Below are 22,364 nucleotides of genomic sequence, written 5' to 3'. Positions count from 1 at the left end.
CGGCTCTTCAGCGATCGGCTGCGACGGTCACCCAGGCACGAGCGACGACGGATCCGGAAGGATCCGTGCCGATGAGCGCGACGTCCTCGACGTCCTCGTGATCGGTGCGGTAACGCTGCAACACGGTCACCGACCAGGTCTGTGATCCGGGACCCGCGGAATGTCCGTAGAACCGCATCCGGAGTCGCCGCACATCGGCGAGGTCGAACCGTTCGACAACCGAATGCAGCAGTTCGTCGGCGAGCGGGACGGACGCACCGTGCTCACCGACCGGACGCGCCGATCCGGACACGTAGACCTCGGCGACCAACCGCCCGATCTCATCGACGTGTCCGAGTGTCCGGTCGAGCCGACCGGACGCCTCGTCGCGGTTGTCGCGGGACCGGCAGGCCAGCGCCTCGGTGGTGGGTGGCGCGAAGAACACGATGTCCACTTCGTCCACCGGGCCGTCTTCGAGACGGGGCCCGGCTCCCCAGAGGGACAGCACGGTCGGGAGGGAACGGACGTCCCCGTTCGTGATCGTCACATGCCCTCCCTACCTTTCGGATCGTCCACTCAGGCGACCGGTGCGTCCGACGATGCTGCGTCGCGTGCCGCGATGTACCCGAAGACCAGGCCCTGCCCGATGGTGGCACCGGCACCGGGATAGCGGTGGCCGAACGCGTTGGCCGCGGTGTTGCCGATGGCGTAGAGACCGGCGATGGGGCTGCCGTCCTCGCGGAGGACCCGCGCCCGCTCGTCGGCGCGCACGCCACCGCACGTGCCGAGATCGCTCAGCGTCATCTTCACCGCGTAGAGCGGGCCGTGCGTGAGGGGTCGCAGGTTCGGGTTCGGCTGGACGGTCGGGTCACCGTAGTAGCGGTCGTAGGCACTGCCGCCACGTCCGAACTCGGAATCCGTTCCCGCCGCGGCGTCCTCGTTGAACCTTCCGAACGTCGCGGCGAAGGTGTCCACCGGCACGCCCATCGACGCCGCGAGTTCCGCAGCGGTGGTGCCGCGGTGGGCGATGCCCGCCTCGTACCAGGCCTCCGGGAGCGGCCGGCGCGGGAACACCCCGGCCGCGAACACGTAGCTGTTGCGGTACTTCTGGTCGAAGACGATCCACATCGACTCGATCGGATCGCCGGCACGCTCGCGTTCGAGCACCAGCTGTCCGAACGACATGTAGTCGGACGACTCGTTCGTGAACCGGCGTCCCGTCTGGTCGACGATGAACGAGCCGGGCAGCGAACGCTCGGCGAGCATGACCATCGGCGGCTTGCCCGGACGGGTCGGCGCGACGGCGGGGAACCACCATGCCTGATCCATGAGGGCGAGATCGGCACCGACCTCCTGGGCCGCCTTGATCGCGTCGCCGGTGTTGGTCTCCGCCCCGAGGCTCTCGTGGTCGAGCAGACGCTCGGACTGGAACTTGCGCCGCATCTCCATGTCGTGGTCGAACCCCCCCGCGGCAAGCACCACCCCGCGACGAGCGGTCACCGTCACCTCACGTCCGTTCTGCGCTACGACGGCACCGGTGACACGATCCCCGTCGGTGAGCAGACGCACCAGCGACGTCTCGGTCCACACCGGCACACCGGCCTTCAGCACACCCGCGAACAGGCCGGCGGCGATCGCTTGCCCACCGGCGACGTATTCACGCTTGACGGCGAGACCGGCGACCCCCTGTGCGAGCCGCTTGAAGATACGCGGAAAACCCTTGTGCGGCACGCGCAACATGAGGTTCATCCACTTGTAGTCGGCACCGGTGGTGGGCATCGGCAGGCTCGCCTCCATGAGGCCGGGACGCAGTCGACCCCGCTCCTCACCGAGGACCGACAGGTCCATGGGCAGGCACTCGCAGCTGCGGCCGACCGCCGAACCACCCGCCAGTTCGGGGTGATAGTCGGAGTAGCCCTCAGCCCAGAACAGCTTCATGGGGGTGGTGCGCTGGAGCATCTCGACGGTGGCGACACCGTTGTCGACGAAGGCCTCGCCCCGTTCGACCGGCGCCGTGCCGTCGACGACCGTCCGCACGTAGGTGTGGCCGCGCTCGACGGTGTCGCCGCTTCCCGCCGCGGTGAGTACCGGATTGGCCGGCACCCAGAACGCACCGCCGGAACGGGCGGTCGATCCGCCGACGTAGGCCGACTTCTCCACGAGGAGGGCGGACAGTCCTGCCTCGTGCGCGGTGAGTGCGGCGGCCATGCCGGTACCGGACCCGATCACGAGCAGGTCGACGGTGGTGTCCTGGGCGGGTGCCACGGGCGGTACGGATGTCGGCGCCATCGACAGTCTCCTTCTCGTCGTTGTCTGCGGGACGCTAGGACAGTTGCTCAGGACGCGAAGCCGCTCGTCCCGGTCACCGGGAGATCCGGCCCGTCGACCAGGGCGCGCACCATCTTCCACACCTCCTGCCGCGCCGGCTCGCTGAGCGACAACGCGGGGAAGGTCAGGAATCCGTGGAACAGGCCGTCGAATCTGCGGTGCTGCACGGACACCCCGGCCGCGGCGAGACGGTCGGCGTAGTCGTCGCCGGACGAACACGGCGGATCGAGTTCGGCGGTGGCGACGACCGCCGAGGGCAGCCCGGCGAGCGACTCGGCGCGGGTGGGGATCAGGCGGGGATCGTCGGTGCCGTCCGGTGCGTACTGCTCCCAGTACCACCGCATCGCCGCGGCGGAGTTGTAGTAGCCCACCCCGTACTTCCGGTACGACTCGGTGTCGAAGTCGTCGTCGATCACCGGATAGAACAACGCCTGACCGAGCACCGCCGGTCCGCCCCTGTCGCAGGTGGCGATCGCGACGGTCACGGCGAGGTTTCCACCGGCACTGTCGCCGGCAAGCACGATGCGCGCCGGGTCTCCCCCGTACGACGCGACGGTCGCGGCCGTCCATTCGAGCGCGGCGTACAGGTCGTCGTGCGCGGCCGGGGCAGGGTGTTCGGGAGCGAGGCGGTAATCGACGGACACGACGACGGCCCCGACAGCCTCCGCCATCGACCGGCAGAACTCGTCGTGACTGTCGAGATCGCAGCAGACGAACCCTCCACCGTGCGCGAACACGACGACCGGGCGCGCGGCCTCGGAGGACTCGAGACGGTAGAGGCGCAACGCGAGGCCGCCTCCCGGTCCGTCGACGACGAGATCGTGTACCTCACTGGTCGTGTATCGGCGAGCGGGACCGGACGTGCTCCGCGAGCCCGTCCGAGCGCACACTCCTGACGGACCGATCGACGAAGGAGAGCGTATGACCGACGGATCGAACCGCATGCCGGCAGTACGCATCGGGATCACCAGCCCGGTCGTCACCCGGGTCCCCGAGGCCTCCGGCGACTGGGAGGCCGGCGCGGGCATCGAGGAACTGTCGCAGATCGCGGTCACCGCGGATCGGTCGGGATTCCACCACCTCACCTGCAGTGAACACGTCGCCGTACCGGCGCCCGTGGCCGCGACGCGCGGTGGGACGTACTGGGATCCGCTGGCGACCCTCGGCTTCCTGGCAGCGCGCACCGACCGGATCCGACTGGTCACCCAGGTTCTCGTCCTCGGCTACCACCATCCTCTGGAGATCGCGAAGCGCTACGGCACGCTCGACACGGTCAGCGGTGGACGCCTGACCCTCGGTCTCGGCGTCGGTTCGCTCGAGGAGGAGTTCGCGTTGCTCGAAGCCCCCTTCACTGATCGCGGCGCACGCGCCGACGATGCTCTCGCCGCCCTGCGCGCATCTCTATCGACACGCGAACCCTCCTATCACGGAGAGTATTTCGAGTACTCGGATGTGGTGGTCGATCCCTGCGCCGTGCAGCCGCGAGTTCCGTTATGGATCGGCGGCCGCACCCCGCGTTCGCTGCGACGCGCGTGCGAGTTCGGGGACGGCTGGGTACCTTTCGGGCTCCCCTTCGACGACGTGAAAACGATGCTCGCGAAGAGGCAGCCGCCGCCCGGCTTCGAGGTCGTGCTGTCGGTGACGCGGCTCGACCCGCTCGGTGACCCCGACGCGACGCGCAGACGACTCGGCCGCGCGATCGCAGCGGGCGCGACGATCGTCGGTGCCGGTGTGGACGCCGGATCCGCCGACCACTACTGCGACCAGCTCGTCGCCCTCGCCGACCTGTTCGGCAGGGAATTCGGCGATCTCGGGGTGGGGTGAGGTCGGCATCTCCCGCTGGCCGGGAGAACGGCGATGCGGTGCGCCAGCGGGTCGCTAGCCAGCGTCGACGCGACACCTTTCGTCCCGCACCACACAGGAGCGACCGTGACCGTTTCCGACACCGACGCCCGCACTCAGCGCATCCGCACCACCGTGCACGCCTATCTCGATGCCGTGGCCGCAGGCGTGGCCGCCGACATCGCCGCCCTCTACGCCGACGACGCCACCCTCGAGGATCCTGCCGGAAGCGAGCCTCGCGTGGGCCGGGCAGCGATCGCCGAGTTCTACAAGGGTGTCGAGGCCACCGAGAACACCACCGAGTTGCTCACGCTCCGGATCGCCGGGTCGACCGCGGCCTTCCACTTCCGTGTGGTCACGAAGGCGGGCGAGCAGACCTACGAGATCGAGCCCATCGACGTCATGACGTTCGACGACGAGGGACGCATCACCAGCATGCGGGCGGTCTGGGCTCCCGGAGACATGCGTGTTCGCTGACCGGTCGGCGGGACAGGGTTCGCACACTGTGTCGTCGGTGACGGACACTGGAACGAACGCCGATCGATTGGAGTTTCGATGACAGCGGAACACGCGGTACTGGATCCCCGACGGATCCGCGACGTGATGGGCAACTTCTGCACGGGTGTCACGGTGATCACCGCGCTCGACGGCGACGAACCGCTGGGATTCGCCTGTCAGTCGTTCGTGTCGGTCTCGCTGGACCCGCCGCTCATCTCGTTCTGTCCCGCCCGCACGTCGACGACCTGGCCGAAGATCCGGGAGGTCGGCACCCTGGCCGTCAACGTCCTGTCCGAGAGCCAGCGCACCCTGTGCGGTGCGTTCGCGGTGAGCGGCGGCAACAAGTTCCGCGGGGTGCGCTGGGAGCCGGGCGACAACGGCGCTCCGGCGATCGAGGGAGCCCTGGCGCGGGTCGAGGCAACCGTGGAGACCGAGTACGAGGCCGGCGACCACACGATCGTGCTGGCACGGGTCACGGGGCTGACGTCGCTGCACTCCCGCGGTCCGCTCCTGTTCTTCCAGGGCACCTACGGCGGTTTCGAACGGCGGTGACGCCGAACGACAGGTGAGGGAATAGACGGTCACCGGTCGAGGTTGCTCCGAAGGTGTGCCCGGCGGCCGATACCGGGCCCCGACGCGAAGGATTACCGGTGACCGTTCCCCTCTCCATCCTCGACCTCGCACACATCGGCAAGGGCGAGACCGCCCGTGAGAGCTTCGACGCCAGCGTGAAGATGGCCCAGCTCGCCGAGCAGTGGGGTTACCGGCGCATCTGGTACGCCGAACACCACAACATGCCGACGATCGCCTCGTCGGCGACGAGCGTACTCATTGCGCACGTCGCCGCGCACACCTCGTCGATCCGTCTCGGCGCCGGCGGCATCATGCTGCCGAACCACTCGCCGCTGACCATCGCCGAACAGTTCGGAACTCTCGCCACGCTGCATCCCGGCCGCATCGACCTCGGTCTCGGCCGCGCCCCCGGCAGCGACCAGAAGACCATGCGGGCGCTGCGCCGCGACCCGACGTCGGCCGACAGTTTTCCGCAGGACGTCCTCGAACTGCAGGCCTACCTGAAGGGTGAGTCGCGGATCCCTGGAGTCGACGCGATCCCCGGTAAGGGCACCGATGTGCCGCTGTACATCCTGGGCTCGTCGCTGTTCGGCGCGAAACTCGCTGCTCTGCTCGGTCTTCCGTACGCCTTCGCGTCGCACTTCGCGCCGCAGGCCCTCGAGGACGCGGTGCGGCTGTACCGCCGCGAGTTCCAGCCCTCCCCCGACCACTCGGAGCCGTACGTCATCGCGGGTGTCGGTGTGATCGCCGCCGATACCGCCGAGGAGGCGCAGTCGCTGTTCGAGGCGACCAAGCGGGCGCGGGTCGTCCAGATGGTCGGACGCGGGCGCACGTTCAGCGAGGAGGAGATCGACATGCTGCTCGACTCCCCCGCCGGCATGCAGGTGCTCGAGATGCTTCGGTACACCGCCGTGGGTACGCCGCAGGAGGTGCGCGACTACCTCGACCGGTTCACCGAGCGCGCGCAGGCCGACGAGCTGATCGTCGTGTCGTCGGCTCCCGGACGCGACGCGTGGCTGCGTTCACTGGAGCTTGTTGCGCAGGTCAGCGACCTCGTCCCGGCCTGATCGCCGAAGACCGACGGATCGGGCTACCGACGGGTACACTTCAGCGGCCGGCCAGGCACGGCTGAGAACCACGAGTCGTCAACCGCCAGGAGCACGATGAAGTACCGCACCCGCGCTGTCGCAGCGGCAGTTCTGACCGCTGCAGCGGCGATCACCGCACCCGCCACTGCGGCCGCCGATTCCCTGCCCACCGACGGGCCCACCATCACGCTGACGATCCGCAACGACACCGATGCGCCGATGGTGCTCACGTCGACCGAGAACCCTTACGGAACATGGGTGGACGAGCCGGCCACCGTGGTGCCGGCCCGCTCCACCGAGACGGTCTCGGCGAGCAGCGCCGACCGGCGCGGGTTCGGCATCCAGATCGACTACACGATGCCCGGCGACGCGACCGTGGCGCTCATGGCCAACAACTACGGCACGGGCGTCGCGAACGGCGACGGCACCCACATCGGCGGTGCCAACCGGCACGGCTTCGAGGTCGCGACCACCGTAGAGGACGGATATCCGTTCATGACAGCGGACTTCGCCGTCACCCGACCCTGAGACGACGGACCGGGCCCGGAGGATACCTGCGTATCCTCCGGGCCCGGTTCGTATGTGCGTCGGCGTCCCGCCTCTGTGTGTCAGCGTCCCGCCGCGTCCATCACGGACAGGTGCGCGAACAGTGCGCTCGCACCGATCGGATTGCCGCCGCCGGGGTAGACGGTGCCGCTCGGTGCGGCCATCGTGTTGCCCGCCGCGTACAGGCCGGGGATCGGAGCACCCTCGCTGTCGAGCACCCGCCCGACGGTGTCGGTCCGCAGACCGCCCTTGGTGCCGAGGTCGGAGATGCCGAACTGTGCCGCGTGGAAGGGGCCCTGTTCGATCGGGACCAGCGCGGACCCACCGCCGGTGAAGGCGAGATCGTAGGGCTCGTCCCCGCGGCCGAAGTCCTCGTCGACTCCCTTCGCGGCCAGGTCGTTCCACCGCGCGACGGTCGCCTTCAGGGATTCGGCTGGCACACCGATCTGCTCGGCGAGTTCCTCGAGGGTGTCGGCGGTCTTCCACAGTCCCGCGTCGACGTACTTCTCGGTTTCGACGAGCGGCACATTCGTCGCCCCGACCGGTGGGACCTCACCGTTCCGGTCGTCGTAGATCATCCAGAACGGCAACGTCATCTCGCCGCGCTCCATGCGGGCGATGACGTCGCGGCCCAGACGGTCGTAGGGTGCGTACTCGTTGGTGAACCGCGCACCGTCCTGGTCGACGAAGATGCCGCCCGTGAAGCACAGCGCGAACGCCGAACGTCCGTCCGGGTGGGTCAGTCCCGGCGACCACCAGGCCTGATCCATCAGGTCGACGTCGGCGCCGACGGCGATGCCCGCCTCGTGGGCCTTGCCGAGATTCGACCACGGGCCCATCGAGTCCCGCGCGGCGCCGGGCACCCCGTACTTGCTGCGCATCTCGTCGTTCCGATCGAAGCCACCGGCGGCGAGGACGACACCCTTGCGCGCGCGGATCGCCCGTCGCTCGCCGTCGTTCCCGACGACCGCGCCCACGACCACACCGTCCTCGCCGATCAGTTCTTCGAGCGGGGTGTTCCGGTACAGCTCCACGTTCGGGTACTTGCGCAGGGCGATGAGGAATCGTCCGACGAGCGCGCGACCTCCGATGAGCATGTCGGGCAGGGGTTCGCCGTTGCGTTCGCGGCCGAGCGGGCCGCGGATCGACTCGTTGAGCTCGGGATCGGCGGCGATGGGCAGCGGCGACGGGACGATGTGACGTCCCTGGGCACGGGCCTTGGGCGCCTTGCCGAAGTAGTCGGGCCACGGGTAGACCATGAATTCGAGATCGTCGTCGGACTCGAGGTAGTCGATCAGCGGGGCGCCGCCGCGGACATACGCCTCCTGCAGTTCGCGCGGGGTGCGGTCGCCGACGACCGCGTGGTAGTAGGTCAGTGCGTCCTCGAGGGTGTCGTCGTCACCGGCACGCTGCAGGACCGCGTTGGTGGGGAACCAGACGCCGCCGCCCCCGGAGTACGCCGTGGTGCCGCCGAAGTACTCGGATGCCTCGACGAGGATCACCGACAGTCCTTCGCGCGCAGCGGTGTACGCACCGCAGCACCCTCCGGCTCCCGACCCCACCACGAGGACGTCGCATTCTTCCGCCCACTCCGCCATGACTGTTGCCTTCCGTCGACCCGTTCGTGTGGAACACGCCACACTAGGCAGACGTCGAGGCTCCACAGGGCGATCGTCTCGCTGGGCGGGAGATTTTCGTTCTCGACCGATCCGGCGGGTCAGTCGCGCTCGACCGCGGTGCGGTCAGTCGCGCCTGTTGCGCGGCTTCCACACGACGAGGGCGTTGCTGCGCGGAATGGGCACCAGATCGCCGCGTGTCGAACGCAACTGGGCGACCTCGGCGTTGAGTTCGGCGACACGCTGCTGCAGTGCCTCGACCTGGTTGGTCAGCTCTATGATCCGTTTGATCCCGGCGAGGTTGACACCTTCGTCCTGGGAGAGGCGCTGCACTTCGCGCAGCAGTTCGACGTCGCGCGGCGAGTACCGGCGGCCGCCGCCGCTGGTGCGGTGCGGGGTGACGAGTCCGAGCCGGTCGTAGTTACGCAGCGTCTGCGCATGCATCCCGGCGAGTTCTGCTGCCACCGAGATGACGTAGACGCGCGCATCGGGATCCGGTGACAGATTCCGTGGCATTCTCGTCTCGCTCATCACGCACCTGCCCATCCCTCTCGAGGATCGAAACCGCTTGCCTCTTCTGCACGAAGATAGTTGTGCAGCGCTTCCGTCGCCTTCTCGTCGAGATTCTGCGGGATCGCGACCTTCACCGTGACGAGAAGGTCACCGGCGCCGCCCCCGCGCTTGGGGACGCCGCGTCCGCGGACCCGCAGGACCCGGCCGTCGGCCGTTCCCGGCGGAATCTTCAGCCCGACGCGGCCGTCGAGGGTCGGCACCGAGACGGTGCCGCCGAGGACGAGTTCGCCGTAGCTGACGGGCAGCACGAGGGTCAGATCGTCGCCCTCACGCCCGAACACGCGGTCGGGACGGACGTGCACCGTCACGAACAGGTCGCCGGACGGGGCGCCGCGCAGACCGGCCTCGCCCTGACCGGCGAGGCGGATGCGCGAACCGTCCTTGATGCCTGCGGGAACCCGCACGGTGATGGTGCGGGTGCGGTTCTGCACGCCGGTACCGCGGCAGTCGCTGCAGGGGTTGTCGATGATCGATCCGCTGCCCCGGCAGTCGTCGCACGGTTCCGAGAATCCGAAGGCGCCCTGGTTACGGGAGACCACACCGCTTCCGTTGCAGTTCGGACAGACCCGCGGACTCGTTCCCGGCTGGGCACCGCTGCCGTGGCAGGTGGTGCACGGCGCCGGGCTGGTCATCCGCAGGGGAACCGTGACGCCCTGGACGGCATCGCGGAAGTCGAGCGTCGTCTCGGTCTCGACATCTGATCCGCGGCGTGGACGCGAACGGCCGGCGGTGGAAGCAGTGCCGCCACCGGCGCGGTTGAACAGGCCACCGAAGAGGTCGCCGAGCCCACCGTCGCCGCCACCGCCGAACAGGTCGCCGATGTCGAAGGTCGCTCCGGTACCACCGGAGAATCCGCCGGCGCCGGGACGGAAGCCACCCGGCATGCCGCCGGAGGCGAACAGGCGCCGGGTCTCGTCGTATTCCTTGCGCTTGGCGGGATCCGACAGGACAGCGTTGGCCTCGCTGACGGCCTTGAAGCGTTCCTCGGCCTTGGCGTCACCGGGGTTGGCGTCGGGATGCAGGTCCCGCGCCAGTTTCCGGTAGGCCTTCTTGATCTCGTCCTGCGTTGCGTCGGGGGAGACGCCCAGGTCCTTGTAGAAATCCTTCTCGATCCACTCCCGCTGGCTCACCGGGCGTCTCCTCCTCTCGCGTTTTCTTGTTCTTACTCTGTGCCCGGCTCCGCCGACCGCGCGTCACCCGGCGTGTCCGCCGGATCACCGTCGGTGACCGTCACCATCGCGTGCCGCAGGATGCGGTCGCCGAAGCGGTAACCCTTGCGGAGCACCGTCCCGAGCACCGGGTGGTGACCGTCGCCTTCCATCTGGACGGCCTCGTGCAACTCGGGATCGAAGGCGTCGCCTTCCTCACCGAACGCGACGAGTCCGACACTGTCGAACACACCGGTCAGCTTGCCGGACAGTGCCTTCAGCGGACCCGTCTCCAAGTCGCCGTGGGCGCGTGCCCGGTCGAGGTCGTCGAGGACGTCGAGGAACTTCGCCGCGACGGAGGCCTTGGCCTCCTCCGCGATCGCCGTGCGCTGCGCCTCGGCGCGGCGACGGTAGTTCGCGTACTCCGCGCTCACGCGCTGCAGGTCGGCGGTGCGCTCGGCGAGTTCCTTCGCCTCCTGCGACTGTCCTTCGGTCCGCTCGGCCTTCTCGGCGTCGCCCTCCGCAGGAACCGACTCGATCACCTCGCCCTCCTCGGCGCGCGGCTCCTCGGCGGGGTCGCGCACCTCGAAGGTCTCAGGGTCGATCCGTCGCTTGTCGGTGACGGTCACCGGTTCCTGCTCGGGCTTGTCGGCACTCACTTCTTCTCCGAATCGTTTGGCTCGTCGACGACCTCGGCGTCGACGACGTCGTCGGCACCTGCGGCCGCGCCGTCACCGGCAGCGGCACCCTCGGCGCCCTGCGCCTCGTAGATGGCCTGGCCGAGGGCCTGCGACTCGGTCGCGAGCTTCTCGACGGCGGCCTTGACCGCGTTGATGTCGGAGCCGGCGAGGGCGTCGTTGGCTTCCTTGATCGCAGCCTCGACCTTCTCCTTGACGTCGGCCGGGACCTTGTCCTCGTTCTCCTTGATGAACTTCTCGGTCTGGTGCACGAGCGACTCGGCCTGGTTGCGGACCTCGGCCTCCTCGCGACGCTTGCGGTCCTCCTCGGCGTGCGCCTCGGCGTCCTTGACCATCCGGTCGATCTCCTCCTGGGACAGGCCGGAGCCTTCCTGGATCTTGATCGTGTTCTCCTTGCCGGTGCCCTTGTCGCGGGCGGTGACGTGGACGATGCCGTTGGCGTCGATGTCGAAGGTCACCTCGATCTGCGGGACGCCACGCGGAGCCGGCGCGATGCCGCCGAGCTCGAACGAGCCGAGCAGCTTGTTGTGCGCCGCGATCTCACGCTCGCCCTGGAAGACCTGGATCTGCACCGACGGCTGGTTGTCGTCGGCGGTGGTGAAGGTCTCCGACCGCTTGGTGGGGATCGTGGTGTTGCGCTCGATGAGCTTGGTCATCACGCCGCCCTTGGTCTCGATACCCAGCGACAGCGGGGTGACGTCGAGCAGCAGCACGTCCTTGACCTCGCCCTTGAGGACGCCGGCCTGCAGGGCTGCACCCACGGCGACGACCTCGTCGGGGTTCACGCCCTTGTTGGGCTCGCGGCCACCGGTGAGCTCGCGCACCAGGTCGGTGACGGCGGGCATACGGGTCGAGCCGCCGACCAGCACGACGTGGTCGATGTCGCCGACGGAAATGCCGGCGTCCTTGACGACCTGCTGGAAGGGAGCGCGGGTGCGCTCGAGGAGGTCGCCGGTGATCTTCTGGAACTCCGAGCGGGTGAGCTGCTCGTCGAGGAACAGCGGGTTCTTGTCCGCGTCGACGGTGATGTACGGCAGGTTGATCGAGGTCGACTGCGAGGACGACAGCTCGATCTTGGCCTTCTCGGCAGCCTCACGCAGACGCTGCATGGCCATCTTGTCCTTGGTCAGGTCGACGCCGTGCTGTGCCTTGAACTTGTCGACAAGCCAGTTGACGATGCGCTCGTCCCAGTCGTCGCCACCGAGGTGGTTGTCGCCGGAGGTCGCGCGGACCTCGACGACGCCGTCGCCGATCTCGAGGAGGGAGACGTCGAAGGTGCCGCCACCGAGGTCGAAGACCAGGATGGTCTGCTCCTTCTCGCCCTTGTCGAGGCCGTAGGCGAGGGCAGCCGCGGTGGGCTCGTTGACGATGCGCAGGACGTTGAGACCGGCGATGGTGCCGGCTTCCTTCGTGGCCTGACGCTGGGCGTCGTTGAAGTACGCCGGGACGGTGATGACCGCGTCGGTGATGTCCTCACCGAGGTAGGCCTCCGCGTCGCGCTTGAGCTTCATCAGCGTGCGGGCGCTGATCTCCTGCGGTGTGTACTTCTTGTCGTCGATGGCCACGGTCCAGTCCGTGCCGATGTGGCGCTTGACCGAACGAATGGTGCGGTCGACGTTGGTGACCGCCTGGTTCTTGGCGGGCTGACCCACCAGAACCTCACCGTTCTTCGCGAATGCGACGACGGACGGGGTGGTGCGGGACCCCTCGGCGTTGGCGACCACAACGGGCTCGCCGCCTTCCAGAACGGAGACGACCGAGTTGGTGGTTCCGAGGTCGATGCCGACCGCACGAGCCATAATTTTCCTCCAATGTTCCTGCCGCGACGCGTGCGCGCCGCGAAAACGTTCCATGCCCGACCTGAGCCCGTTCGGCTCAGGTGAGCGCGGTCGACTCAAGCCTGCACCCGAGCGGTCCACGCCGTCAAGTGAAGTTGAGTCTTATGCGCTCAAGTTGTCTGACTCATCCAACGGCAGGTCGTGGACTTTTGTTCCGAGGGTGGCGCACATCACTTCGATCGGTCGCATCTGCTCGATTCGGGGACCGATACCCGATGTCGACAACGCGCCACTGTCCGCACCGGTGCGCAAGGACGGGTTGTCCACAGGGACCCCGTCGATCCACAGGTGGTCGGGTCGAGGGCTTCGATGCTCCGGGTCCGTCGTCGCCGTACACGACCCTCACTGCATGGACGAACCGAACTTCCTTCTGCGCTCCGACCTGCTGGCCGGCGGGACGACCTCGGACGAGATCCGTCAGGCTGTCCGTGTGGGACGACTGCGGAACGTCACGCGCGGTGTGTACGTCGACGGTGGCGCGGACCTCGACCCGCTCACCCTGCACCATGCGCGCGTACTGGCGCGACAAGGACGGATCACCCCGGACGCCGTCGTCAGCCATGTCTCCGCTGCGGTGCTGCACGGCCTTCCTCTCTGGGACGTCGACCTCTCCCCGGTGCACATCAGCCGCGAACGGCCGTCGAGCGGACGCCGCACCCCGACCCTCCATGTACACAGGTGCACCTATCAACCCGACGAGGTCTGCGTCGTCGCGGGTCTGCGCACCACGACCGTCGCGCGGACGGTTGTCGACCTGGCACGAACACTGTCGGTGGACTCGGCAGTCATCGCCGGCGACGCGGCGCTGCGGGCGCATCCCCATATCGCGCCCCTGCTCCTCGATGCGCTGGCATCGTCCGGCATGCGGCACGGGATCGCCGCTGCCCGGCGGACCGTTGCTTTCCTCGACGGTCGCAGCGAAAGTCCCGGCGAGTCGCTCAGCCGACTACGGATCCGGTCGGCGGGGTTACCGGCGCCGAAGCTGCAGCACGAGCTGCGGACCCCTTCCGGAGCATTCGTCGCTCGTCCCGACTTCCTCTGGGAGGACGAAGGCGTGGTCGGTGAATTCGACGGAAGGAGCAAGTACGGCTCGGACGAGCCCGGCGCGACGGCCGAGACCGTCCATCGCGAGAAGCTGCGGGAGGATGCGATCCGGGCTCTGGGCTTCGAGGTCGTGCGATGGACGTGGGCGGATCTGTTCCGCTTCGAGGCCGTCCACGCCCGCCTGGTTCGCGCCGCCGGCAGAGCCCGTCGACGTTGATTGCACGATTCGGGGACGGATGCTCGATGACGACATCGAGCATCCGTCCCTGTGCTTACGTAGATCGCGCCTCGTTCGCCTTCGTGATGAACTCGATGTGTTCGCGACTCGGCCCGCAGAACTCCTGCTCGATCTGCTGCGCGTTGTCCTCGTGCATGCGGTAGAGGCTGTCGCGTAGGCCCTCGTCGCCGCCGTGGAACTGCTCGAGCAGATCCATCCATTGCCGTGCCATCTCCTGGGCCTCCGAACAGGCCGGATCCATCCCCGAACTCAGCGCAGCGTCGACACGCGGGATGAGTTCCTGCCACGACGTCTCTGCCGCCGTGATGACGTCGTCGCCCAGCATCGCGCGTCGTTCCGCGAGGTCTGCGATCTGTCCCTTGTCGAAATACCTTTCGAAGATGTCGTCCACTTCGATCACTCCTCGGATCACGTGAAGGAAGTCGGCGACCGATGCATCCGGCGACGTTCGGACCGTGCGGGAGAGCATCTCGACCTGCGCACGCAGCGTGCGGGTCGCCGCGAGCTGATCGTCCAGGTAGGCACGGTGCGCGTCGAGGATCTCCGACAGCGAGGTGTCGCCGTCGGTGACCGTGGCGATCGCGTCCAGTGACAGCCCGAGCTGACGCAGCGCCAGCACCTGGTACAGCCTCTCGACGTCCGACTCCTCGTACAGCCGATGGCCCGACGCCGTCCGACCCGACGGCCGCACGAGGCCTATGTCGTCGTAGTGATGCAGGGTCCGCACGGTCAGGCCTGTCTCCGCTGCGAGACGCCCCACCTTCCAGTGCTGTCCGGAACGTGTCTGCTGCCCGGAACCAGTCGCCGGCATCGTCCACCCACTTCCACCGGCACTCCGTGCGCCGGCACGATCGACGCTATGACCTCACGTTACGTGAGGTGCAAGCCGAATCGTTCGGCTACAGCTCACATCTGTCGGCCGGCTCCCGCGACCAGCCCTTCCGCACTGCGCGCTGCCACCGCTGCGGCTTTCGCAGTGAACGGATCGAGCAGCGGATGTTCGGCGCGGGATCGCCAGTGCCGCACCGCATCGACGGCCGCAGCGCGGATCTCGGCAGGTGACGCGTCGTCGGCGAGACCGAGGCGCCGGGTGGCGCCGATCCCGGATCCACCGACCACGCGCTGCAGCGCCTGGACCTCCTCGTCGGGCAGTGACACCGACGACGACCGCAGTCTGCCCAGCAGGCGGAGTTCGGCGAAGCCGTGGTCGTCGGCCAGTTCGCGTCGCACGGCTCCCAGCAGCTCGTGGTCGCCGCACGCGTGCAACACCCGCTCGAGCGCCAGCAGCGCCGAATGGGTCTTGAGCTGATCGGCACGCTGACCGAACTGCACGTCGATGACCTGACGCAGCTCGTCGAGCCCGCTGCGCGCGACGAGTTCGGCGGCGAGGGACGGTGAATCGCGCGCGCCGAGCTGCACGAGCAGCACTGCGGTGCGGATGCCGAACAGACCGAACCGGTCGACGAGACGTGCCCGCATCCCGGGGTCGACGGGCAGGTCGACGTCGGGCCGCGCGAAACGGTCGGCCGACAGCATCGCGACCTGCAGTTGTTCCACCGGCACCTGTGCGAGCGCCTCGAAGGCCGCGAACTCGTTCTGCCGCAGGGTCCGTGCGGCGAGGGCGAGCAACCCGGCGACCGGCACGACCGCCTGGCACAGTCCGGTGCGTTCGAGTTCGTCGGTGAACCTCGCCGCGACCTGCTTCGCCGACATCATCGCGTCGGCACGACCCGCACCGACCTCGTCGGCGCGCGACACCACCCCGACGATGCCGAGCGGTCCCGATCCCCCGCCGACGTGCCGGCCGATCCGTTCGAGGAACTCGACGTCGGCGGCTCCGAGCGAACGCATCAGGTAGACGACGGCGTCGGCACCGGAGGCCGATTCCTCCGGGGTGAGCAGCGCCAGGGTCCGCGCCGACACGTCCTGCGACAACGACGACGTGCCCGGGGTGTCGATGATGGTGGTCTGCGCCAGCGCGCTGGCCGGCCATTCGACGTCGATGAAGTCGACGCGGTCGGCGGTGAGTTCGCCGAGGTCGAAGGTCAAACGGCCGTCGGGACGCTGCACGGGCACCGGCATGCGGCGGTTCCCGTCGTACCAGGCGTTCACCGTCGGCACGGGTCCGTTGCGGTACCAGGTGACGACGCGCGTGCACTCCGTCGCGTCGGTGGGCGCGATGTCCTGTCCTACAAGCGCATTGAGTAGGGTCGACTTGCCGGCCTTGAGCGATCCGGCGAGCGCGATCCGCAACGGCTGATCGAGTCGCGCGGCGCAGTGGTCGAGCCGGTCCGCGACGGCCGGGTTCCCGCCGTACGACGCGCGTGCCCGGTCGAGCAGGTCGCGGGCGCGCGAGAGAGTCGGGGTCACGCCGACACTCCCGCGAGTTCCGCGGCGCGCTCGCGCAATCGGCCCAGTTCCGCGACCTGCGTGTCGAGTTCACCGATCCGACGGCGGCGTTCCTGTTCCTGCACGGTCGCGGCCTGGCGGGCCGCTTCGAGCGACTCGTCGAGCGAACGTAGTGTCTGCTCTGCGATCTCGGTGAAGTGATCGCGCAACTGACGCTGGATGAGCCGGAGCCGGTCCTTCGATTCCTTGCCGACCTGGAAGCTCACGTCGTCGGTGAAGGCGCGGATCGCGCTCTTCGCGTCGACGCGGCGCTTGGCGAGCCGCACCTGCTTGTCGTCGCGATACGCCTTGGTACCCAGGACGACTCCGGCTCCCACCGAGATCGGGTTCACGAGCGCCATCCCCATCAGGGTGGTGACGAGACCGAACATCAGCACGCCACCGTAAGAACCCTTCATGCCGACGAGTACCTTCTGACCGATACCGATCCGGCCCGATTCGAGATCGGACAGGTTCTCGACGGGCTCGAGCAGTCTCGACAGGTCGCCGAGATGCAACGACGGCAAGGAGTCGTCGTCGAGTGCGAAGTGCTCGGCGACCTTGCCTGCGAGCGCCTCGGCGCGTTCGTGCGCCCACACGAAGTTGTCACCGACGGATTCGGCGACCTGTTCGGCGAGCCACTGCCCCAGCCGCGGCCATTCCTTGCCCGGATCACAGTCGTCCACGGACGCTTCGGCGTCGCGGGTCACCGTGCGCAGCCGGTCGCGCAGGTCGTGGTCGATGTCGGCCGCGAGATCGGCGATGCCGTCCGACAACGTGATCTGCCACCGCGCCGCCCGCGTCCGCAATGCCTCGGTCGCGGCGCGTGCCCGGTGCAGGTCCTCGATCGCGGCGTTCCCGGAGTCGGGGTCGCGCAGGGCGGCGAGTTCGCTCTCGCATCCGAGCGCGAGATGGTCGACGACGGTCTTCACGTCGTGCGCCACCGACAGTCGCGCCGAGTCGGCGTTGCGCGCGACCACCTGTTCGCGCAGGAAGTCGTAGATCGCGTCGAAGCCGGATTCCTGCTGCAGCGAGGCGTCTTCGGTGCGCAGGGCGTACTCGCGCAGCAGGGACGAGACGGGCAGCAGCGGCAGGTCGATCCCCGCTCGCTGCAGGTGTTCGCGGTCGGCGTCGACGATCGCGCGCCAGTGCGGATACACGTCCGTCTTGGTGACGAGCACCGCCGACGCCGGGCACAACGTCTGCACCTGTCGCAGGAACGACATCTCCGGTGCGGTGAACTCCTGACTCGCATCCGAGACGACGAAGACCGCATCCGCGGTGGCCAGGAGCGTCAATGTGGCTGCTGTGTGCGGGTTTCCGTGGCCTCCCACACCCGGGGTGTCGACGAACACGAGTCCGTCGGCGAGCAGCGGACTCGGCACACTCACCTCGAGCCGGTCGACGTCCCGGCCGGCGCTGCGCGGCGCGACCTGCTGCAGGTCGTCGAAGGGCACGGCGATGCGCGGCGCCGAACCGGTCGGGACGAGTTCGGCGGACGGCTCCTGCCCGTGTTGCACGAGCGTGGGGACCGCGGTGGTCTCGTCGTCGCCGACGGAACACACCTCGAGGCCGAGCAGAGCGTTCACGAACCGGCTTTTGCCCTGGTTCAGACCCCCGACGACGACCACCCGCAGTCGCGGGTCGGAGACCTTCGTACGGGCGGCCGTCAACCGGTCGGTGAGATCGTTGCGCCTGGCGCTGCGAGATCGCGCGATCGCGGAGTCGATCAGGTCGAGGAGCGCTCGGCGTCTCGAAGGATCGGATGGATGCTGCGTATCCGGTGAATGCTGCATGGGCTGCGTCGACTCGCCTTCCGTCGGTGCGGGCTCCGGACATTATGTCCCGGAGCCCGCACCGCTGCGGGTCAGGGCAGCAGTTCGTCGAGCTCGGTGGAGTCGGTGGCGCCGAGAGAGGAGTCGCCGCCGAGACCGGAGGTCGCGGTGAGACCACCCTCGCCGAACAAGCCCGCAGCTCCCGAGGCAGAGCCGAAGACGTCCTCGCCGACCGATGCCCAGCTGTCCGCACCGCCCGACAGGGCCGTATCGACCCCGCCCGACAGGGCCGTATCGACCCCGCCCGACAGGGCCGTCCCCACCTGCGTGGACAGCTCGGCACCGAGGTCGGCTGCGCTCTCCAGACCGCCGGAGACACCGAGGTCGGCAGCCGCGCCCAGGTCTGCTGCACCACCGAGATCCAACCCGTTCTCGACATCGGTGGCTGCACCCAGATCGACGGACGTTCCCAGTCCACCGGCCGCGCCGATCCCCGAGCCGATCGCCGCGCCGAGGTCCGCTCCCACGTTCACTCCGGCCCCGAGTTCCGCCGCCGCGTCCAGTGCGCCGTCGAGGGCGTAGCCGAGCTGACCGGTGGCTTCGGCACCGGCGTCGAGGCTGCCGCCGATCGTCGACGCGAGCTGCGTGCCGAGATCGGCCCCCGCATCGAGGGACGCCGACCCTGCGGCCGTCTCGAGTGCACTGCCGAGTTGCAGGCCGAGCTCGGCGCCGGCCGAGCCGCCGGTCGCGAAGGTCGAGCCGAGGACGGACGACAGATCCGATCCGAGGTTCGTCCCCGCCTGCACGGTCGAATCGACGGTCGCGCCGATACCGGTGGTCGAGCCGATGGCGACGTTCAGCGCCGACGACAGTTCGGTGGCCGCGGTGGTCTCGAGGCCGAGCGCACCTCCGAGCACCCCGCCGACCAGCGTGCCGAGTTCGACGCCCGCCCCGGCCTCAGCGTCGATCTCACCGCCACCCGAGAGGACCGCGTCGAGGTCGACACCGCCGAGCAGACCGCCCTGCGCGCTGTTCTCGATGACGGTCCCCAGCGCGGCGCCGAGATCGGCCGCAGCTCCACCGCCCGCTCCGAGCAGGGCCGAGAGGGACGCACCGAGGCCGAGCGTCGCGCCCACACCGGCGTCGAGACCGGCGGAAAGGTCGGTTCCCAGTCCGGCGCCGAGATCGGCCACACCACCGAGGACGCCGCCCAGGCTCGTGCCGAGCGCGCCGGTCAGTTCCGTGCCCACGCCGAGAACGCCACCGAGGGTCGTGCCGAGTGCGGCACCGAGTTCGGCGCCGCCCTCGAGGGCCGCGGTGAGTTCGGTCGAGAAGGTGCCGCCGACGTCGACGGCCGATTCCAGCAGGCCACCGAGGGCAAGCCCGATGTCGGCGCCGAGGGTGCCGCCGATGCCCAAGGCTCCTTCGAGGGTCGTGGCGAGATCTGCGCCGAGGCCGCCCGAGGCCTCGACGGCCGCGTCGATCGCCGCGGCCAGGTCTGCAGCGGCACCGACGCCCAGGCCGAGCCCACCTTCGAGCGCTCCGGCCACGGCACCTCCGACGTCGAAGGATCCGCCGAGTTCGAGGCCTGAGTCGAGAGCACCACCGAGCGCTGCACCCAGGGAAGCGCCGAGTTCGCCACCGGCTTCGAGCGCCGCTCCGAGCTGCGCACCGAGGTCGACGACGATCCCGGTCTGCGCGCCGACGGTCCCGCCGAGGTCCAGTCCGCCGCCGAGGTTAAGTCCACCACCGAGACCCAGGCCCCCACCGAGGCCTGCTCCGACACCGAGGCCCAGGCCGGCGGCGCCACCGAGGCCCACTGCGCCACCGAGGCCCGCTGCTCCGCCCAGACCGGCTGCGGCGGTGCCTGCGATCGACGCCCCGACGTTCGCCGCACCGTTCAGCGCTGCGGTCAGTTCGGCGGCGGTTCCGGCGAACAGACCACTGTCCGCAACGAGCGGGGCGACGGCGACGATGTCGGCGTGGCACACGCTGTCCAATCCGGCTTCGGCGAGGACGGCCTCGGGGTTGTTGCAGTACCGGGCGAGTTCCTTCTCGTCACGGAACAGGCTGAGGATGAAGTCGAGTACGGCGTTGGTGGCCATCGCGTGTCTCCTGAGTCGTCGGGATCTACGGACGACGCTACGAAACGGCCGGTCGCGGGCACAGGGGGTGCGGCCCCCTGTCCGCCGTCACCCGTTAGGGGATCGGGGTTCGGGGGCGTGGGGGTCGTTAGGGGACAGTCCCTACGATCGGGCCGGTGGCGGCGTGGGCGCTAACGGGCCGCGCGGCGGGAACGACAGGCTCATCGAGACCGAACGGTGGAACGAGATCGCGGACCGATGTCCGCCCAGAACACGGGAGCGTGCATGTATTCAGGACTCGGCGTCACGATCGGGGCGGTCAACTCGGTGGCCCTCACCGTGCTCGACCAGCCCCGAGCCGGCGATCCCAGCGTTCTGTCGGTCCCCACCGAACTCCACCTCCCCGAGGGCGGAGCCCTCGTCCTCGGCGCCGGTACCCCGCCCCCCGGTGCGCAGGTGTTCTCCGGCTATGCGGCCCGGGTCGGCGATCCGGTCGGCATCCTCGCCGACGACGGCTCCACCTATCTCGGTGAGGATCTCGTCGCGTCGACCGTGGCCCGCCTGCAGTACCGCACCGGCACCTCCGATGTGCCGACGATGCTGGCACATCCCGCCGCGTGGTCGGCTCACACCGTCGAGACCTTACAGGCGGCACTCGTCCGCGCCGGCGTGACCGCACGGACGATCCCCGAACCGATCGCGGCGGTGCGCTGGCTCGACGCCACACACGGGCCGCTGGGAGACGACGTGACGGTGGTCTACGACCTCGGTGCGCGCAGCCTCGACGTCACCGTCGTGCAGGGCGGCGCCCATCCCATGCTGCTGGGCCGCCCGTTGAGCAGCGACGACGTCTCCGGCGACCATTTCGACCATCTCGTCACGACCTATCTGCTGGAAACGCTCGGCGGGGACTCGACCGGCCTCGATCCGTTCGATTCCGCGACCGTCGCGGCACTCGCCGACTTCCGCGGTCGGTGCCGCGCGGCGAAGGAGGCACTGTCCAGCGACACCGAGACGGTGGTGCCGGTCGCGCTGCCCGGCCTGCACCGCGACCTGCGTCTGGTGCGCAGCGAGTTCGAGGAACTCGCCCGGGAACCGCTCGGGGCGTCGCTCGCCGTGGTACAGGACGCGATCCGCGGGGCCGGGCTCGATCGTGCGGACATCGGACGCGTACTGCTGATCGGTGGTGGCTCGTCCACCCCGCTCGTCGCCGAACTGATCTCGTCGGAGCTGGGTCTGCCGATCGTCTCGTCGGCGCGACCGGCCTTCACCGCAGCGCATGGGGCCGCGCTTGCAGCAGCCGCGGACGGTGCCCCGACTGCCGCGGTGCCGATGGCGCCTCCTGCACCTGTCGTCGACGACGAGCCCGAGACCGTCGCGCTCCCGGTGGTGCCCGCCGCTGAGGCGCCGCCGGTCGCCGCCGCGCATCGGCCTGCGGTCGTCGACACCGGGTCCGGCACACCCTCACGCGCCCGTGCCCGCTCGTTCGCGCTGGTGGGTGCCGCTGTCGCTGCCGTCGTCGTCCTCGCCGGGGGTGGACTGGCGATCGGCACCCTGTCGTCGGAGGCCGAGACACCCGGTTCGGAGGTGGGTCCGTCGAGCGAGGTCGTGGCCGGCAACTCGACCACCACCGCGACCGTCCCCGGTACGACCGTTCCCGGCACGACCGGCGCGCAGCCGTCCGAGGCGGGAACCACCGTCCCGATCGGGGTGCAGGGACCGGACGGCACCGTGACCGCTGTCCCGGTCGCCGCGACGCCCGCTTCCGGCGCCGCACCCACCGGCGCTGTACCTGCGCCGGACCCGACCGCACCCGCGCCGGTAGCACCCGGTCAAAGCCCGCAGGCACCCCAGCCTGCGCCGCAACCCGCTCCTGCTCCGGCCCCAGCGCCCGCCCCTCAGCCTGCGCCGCAACCGACCCCGCCGAGCACGGGTGGCAGCGGCGTCGGCGACGCCCTGTCCGGCGCAGGTCAGGGTGCCGGTGCGGTCGTCGAGGGTGTCGGTAACGGCGTCGGCGGGGTGCTCGACGGCACCGGCAACGTGGTCGGGGGTGTCCTCGACGGCACGGGGCAGGTCGTCGGCGGACTGCTCGGAACCGGACGCTGACC

At 69.3% G+C, this 22,364-nt stretch carries 19 protein-coding genes; 7 read left to right on the top strand and 12 right to left on the bottom strand.

What is annotated here, in order from left to right; translation table 11 throughout:
* Positions 1 to 7 precede the first annotated feature (7 nt).
* From BLV31_RS07140 to BLV31_RS07130, 3 genes are read right to left on the bottom strand one after another with little or no spacing between them, the layout of a single operon-like run.
* Positions 8 to 526, bottom strand: coding sequence for a hypothetical protein (locus tag BLV31_RS07140; protein ID WP_064061275.1), 519 nt, complete (start codon positions 524 to 526; stop codon positions 8 to 10).
* Positions 527 to 555: 29 nt separating this feature from the next.
* Entirely contained in the window at positions 556 to 2,268 is a 1,713-nt protein-coding gene (locus BLV31_RS07135) for a 3-ketosteroid-delta-1-dehydrogenase (protein ID WP_037217964.1), read from the bottom strand.
* A gap of 47 nt (positions 2,269 to 2,315) precedes the next feature.
* Positions 2,316 to 3,197, bottom strand: a complete 882-nt coding sequence (locus BLV31_RS07130) for an alpha/beta hydrolase (protein WP_064061276.1) — start codon at positions 3,195 to 3,197, stop codon at positions 2,316 to 2,318.
* A gap of 31 nt (positions 3,198 to 3,228) precedes the next feature.
* Here BLV31_RS07130 and BLV31_RS07125 point away from each other — a divergent pair, with 31 nt between their 5' ends.
* The 5 genes from BLV31_RS07125 (at position 3,229) to BLV31_RS07105 (ending at position 6,836) form a co-directional block, all read left to right on the top strand.
* Positions 3,229 to 4,131 (top strand): LLM class F420-dependent oxidoreductase, encoded by a 903-nt coding sequence (locus BLV31_RS07125; RefSeq protein WP_064061277.1) that lies wholly within the window; start codon positions 3,229 to 3,231, stop codon positions 4,129 to 4,131.
* A 105-nt stretch (positions 4,132 to 4,236) separates the two neighbouring features.
* Positions 4,237 to 4,626: a nuclear transport factor 2 family protein gene (locus tag BLV31_RS07120; protein WP_064061278.1), complete on the top strand. Its 390-nt coding sequence runs from the start codon at positions 4,237 to 4,239 to the stop codon at positions 4,624 to 4,626.
* Positions 4,627 to 4,704: 78 nt separating this feature from the next.
* Positions 4,705 to 5,199: a flavin reductase family protein gene (locus tag BLV31_RS07115; protein ID WP_064061279.1), complete on the top strand. Its 495-nt coding sequence runs from the start codon at positions 4,705 to 4,707 to the stop codon at positions 5,197 to 5,199.
* Positions 5,200 to 5,297: 98 nt separating this feature from the next.
* Positions 5,298 to 6,287, top strand: coding sequence for an LLM class flavin-dependent oxidoreductase (locus BLV31_RS07110; protein ID WP_019291024.1), 990 nt, complete (start codon positions 5,298 to 5,300; stop codon positions 6,285 to 6,287).
* 96 nt (positions 6,288 to 6,383) lie between these two features.
* Positions 6,384 to 6,836 (top strand): hypothetical protein, encoded by a 453-nt coding sequence (locus BLV31_RS07105; RefSeq protein WP_024101916.1) that lies wholly within the window; start codon positions 6,384 to 6,386, stop codon positions 6,834 to 6,836.
* Between the two features lie 80 nt (positions 6,837 to 6,916).
* Here BLV31_RS07105 and BLV31_RS07100 read toward each other — a convergent pair whose 3' ends face one another.
* The 5 genes from BLV31_RS07100 to dnaK form a co-directional block, all read right to left on the bottom strand.
* Positions 6,917 to 8,452 (bottom strand): FAD-binding protein, encoded by a 1,536-nt coding sequence (locus BLV31_RS07100; RefSeq protein WP_064061280.1) that lies wholly within the window; start codon positions 8,450 to 8,452, stop codon positions 6,917 to 6,919.
* Positions 8,453 to 8,596: 144 nt separating this feature from the next.
* A complete protein-coding gene (locus BLV31_RS07095; protein WP_024101918.1) occupies positions 8,597 to 9,001 on the bottom strand; it encodes a heat shock protein transcriptional repressor HspR in 405 nt (134 codons plus the stop codon).
* Positions 9,001 to 10,173 (bottom strand): molecular chaperone DnaJ, encoded by a 1,173-nt coding sequence (gene dnaJ / locus BLV31_RS07090; protein WP_064061281.1) that lies wholly within the window; start codon positions 10,171 to 10,173, stop codon positions 9,001 to 9,003. Before dnaJ ends, BLV31_RS07095 begins: the two co-directional genes overlap by 1 nt.
* A gap of 32 nt (positions 10,174 to 10,205) precedes the next feature.
* Positions 10,206 to 10,850 carry a nucleotide exchange factor GrpE gene (gene grpE, locus BLV31_RS07085; protein WP_024101920.1) on the bottom strand — a complete coding sequence of 215 codons (645 nt, stop codon included), beginning with the start codon at positions 10,848 to 10,850 and terminating at the stop codon, positions 10,206 to 10,208.
* Positions 10,847 to 12,688: a molecular chaperone DnaK gene (gene dnaK / locus BLV31_RS07080; RefSeq protein WP_024101921.1), complete on the bottom strand. Its 1,842-nt coding sequence runs from the start codon at positions 12,686 to 12,688 to the stop codon at positions 10,847 to 10,849. The genes grpE and dnaK overlap by 4 nt, the downstream gene beginning before the upstream one ends.
* Before the next feature lie 388 nt (positions 12,689 to 13,076).
* On the opposite strand from dnaK, the gene BLV31_RS07075 reads away from it, so the two are divergent.
* The gene (locus BLV31_RS07075; protein WP_006553029.1) at positions 13,077 to 13,988 is read left to right on the top strand and encodes a hypothetical protein; all 912 of its coding nucleotides are present in this window, start codon (positions 13,077 to 13,079) and stop codon (positions 13,986 to 13,988) included.
* Between the two features lie 55 nt (positions 13,989 to 14,043).
* Here BLV31_RS07075 and BLV31_RS07070 read toward each other — a convergent pair whose 3' ends face one another.
* From BLV31_RS07070 to BLV31_RS07055, 4 genes are all read right to left on the bottom strand, one after another.
* Positions 14,044 to 14,820: a MerR family transcriptional regulator gene (locus BLV31_RS07070; protein ID WP_006553030.1), complete on the bottom strand. Its 777-nt coding sequence runs from the start codon at positions 14,818 to 14,820 to the stop codon at positions 14,044 to 14,046.
* Positions 14,821 to 14,915: 95 nt separating this feature from the next.
* Positions 14,916 to 16,379: a dynamin family protein gene (locus BLV31_RS07065; RefSeq protein WP_019291019.1), complete on the bottom strand. Its 1,464-nt coding sequence runs from the start codon at positions 16,377 to 16,379 to the stop codon at positions 14,916 to 14,918.
* Positions 16,376 to 18,193: a dynamin family protein gene (locus tag BLV31_RS07060; protein WP_064061282.1), complete on the bottom strand. Its 1,818-nt coding sequence runs from the start codon at positions 18,191 to 18,193 to the stop codon at positions 16,376 to 16,378. Before BLV31_RS07060 ends, BLV31_RS07065 begins: the two co-directional genes overlap by 4 nt.
* A 71-nt stretch (positions 18,194 to 18,264) precedes the next feature.
* On the bottom strand, positions 18,265 to 20,277 hold the full coding sequence (locus BLV31_RS07055) for an IniB N-terminal domain-containing protein (RefSeq protein ID WP_072740484.1): 2,013 nt from the start codon (positions 20,275 to 20,277) through the stop codon (positions 18,265 to 18,267).
* Positions 20,278 to 20,541: 264 nt separating this feature from the next.
* On the opposite strand from BLV31_RS07055, the gene BLV31_RS07050 reads away from it, so the two are divergent.
* Positions 20,542 to 22,362 carry an Hsp70 family protein gene (locus tag BLV31_RS07050; protein ID WP_064060378.1) on the top strand — a complete coding sequence of 607 codons (1,821 nt, stop codon included), beginning with the start codon at positions 20,542 to 20,544 and terminating at the stop codon, positions 22,360 to 22,362.
* The last annotated feature ends 2 nt before the right edge of the window (positions 22,363 to 22,364 follow it).

The sequence above is a fragment of the Rhodococcus pyridinivorans genome (genome assembly GCF_900105195.1).
GTDB classification, from domain to species: Bacteria; Actinomycetota; Actinomycetes; order Mycobacteriales; family Mycobacteriaceae; genus Rhodococcus; species Rhodococcus pyridinivorans.
Note: the sequence above shows the minus strand (reverse complement) of the source record. Positions and strands in the feature narration are given on the sequence as shown.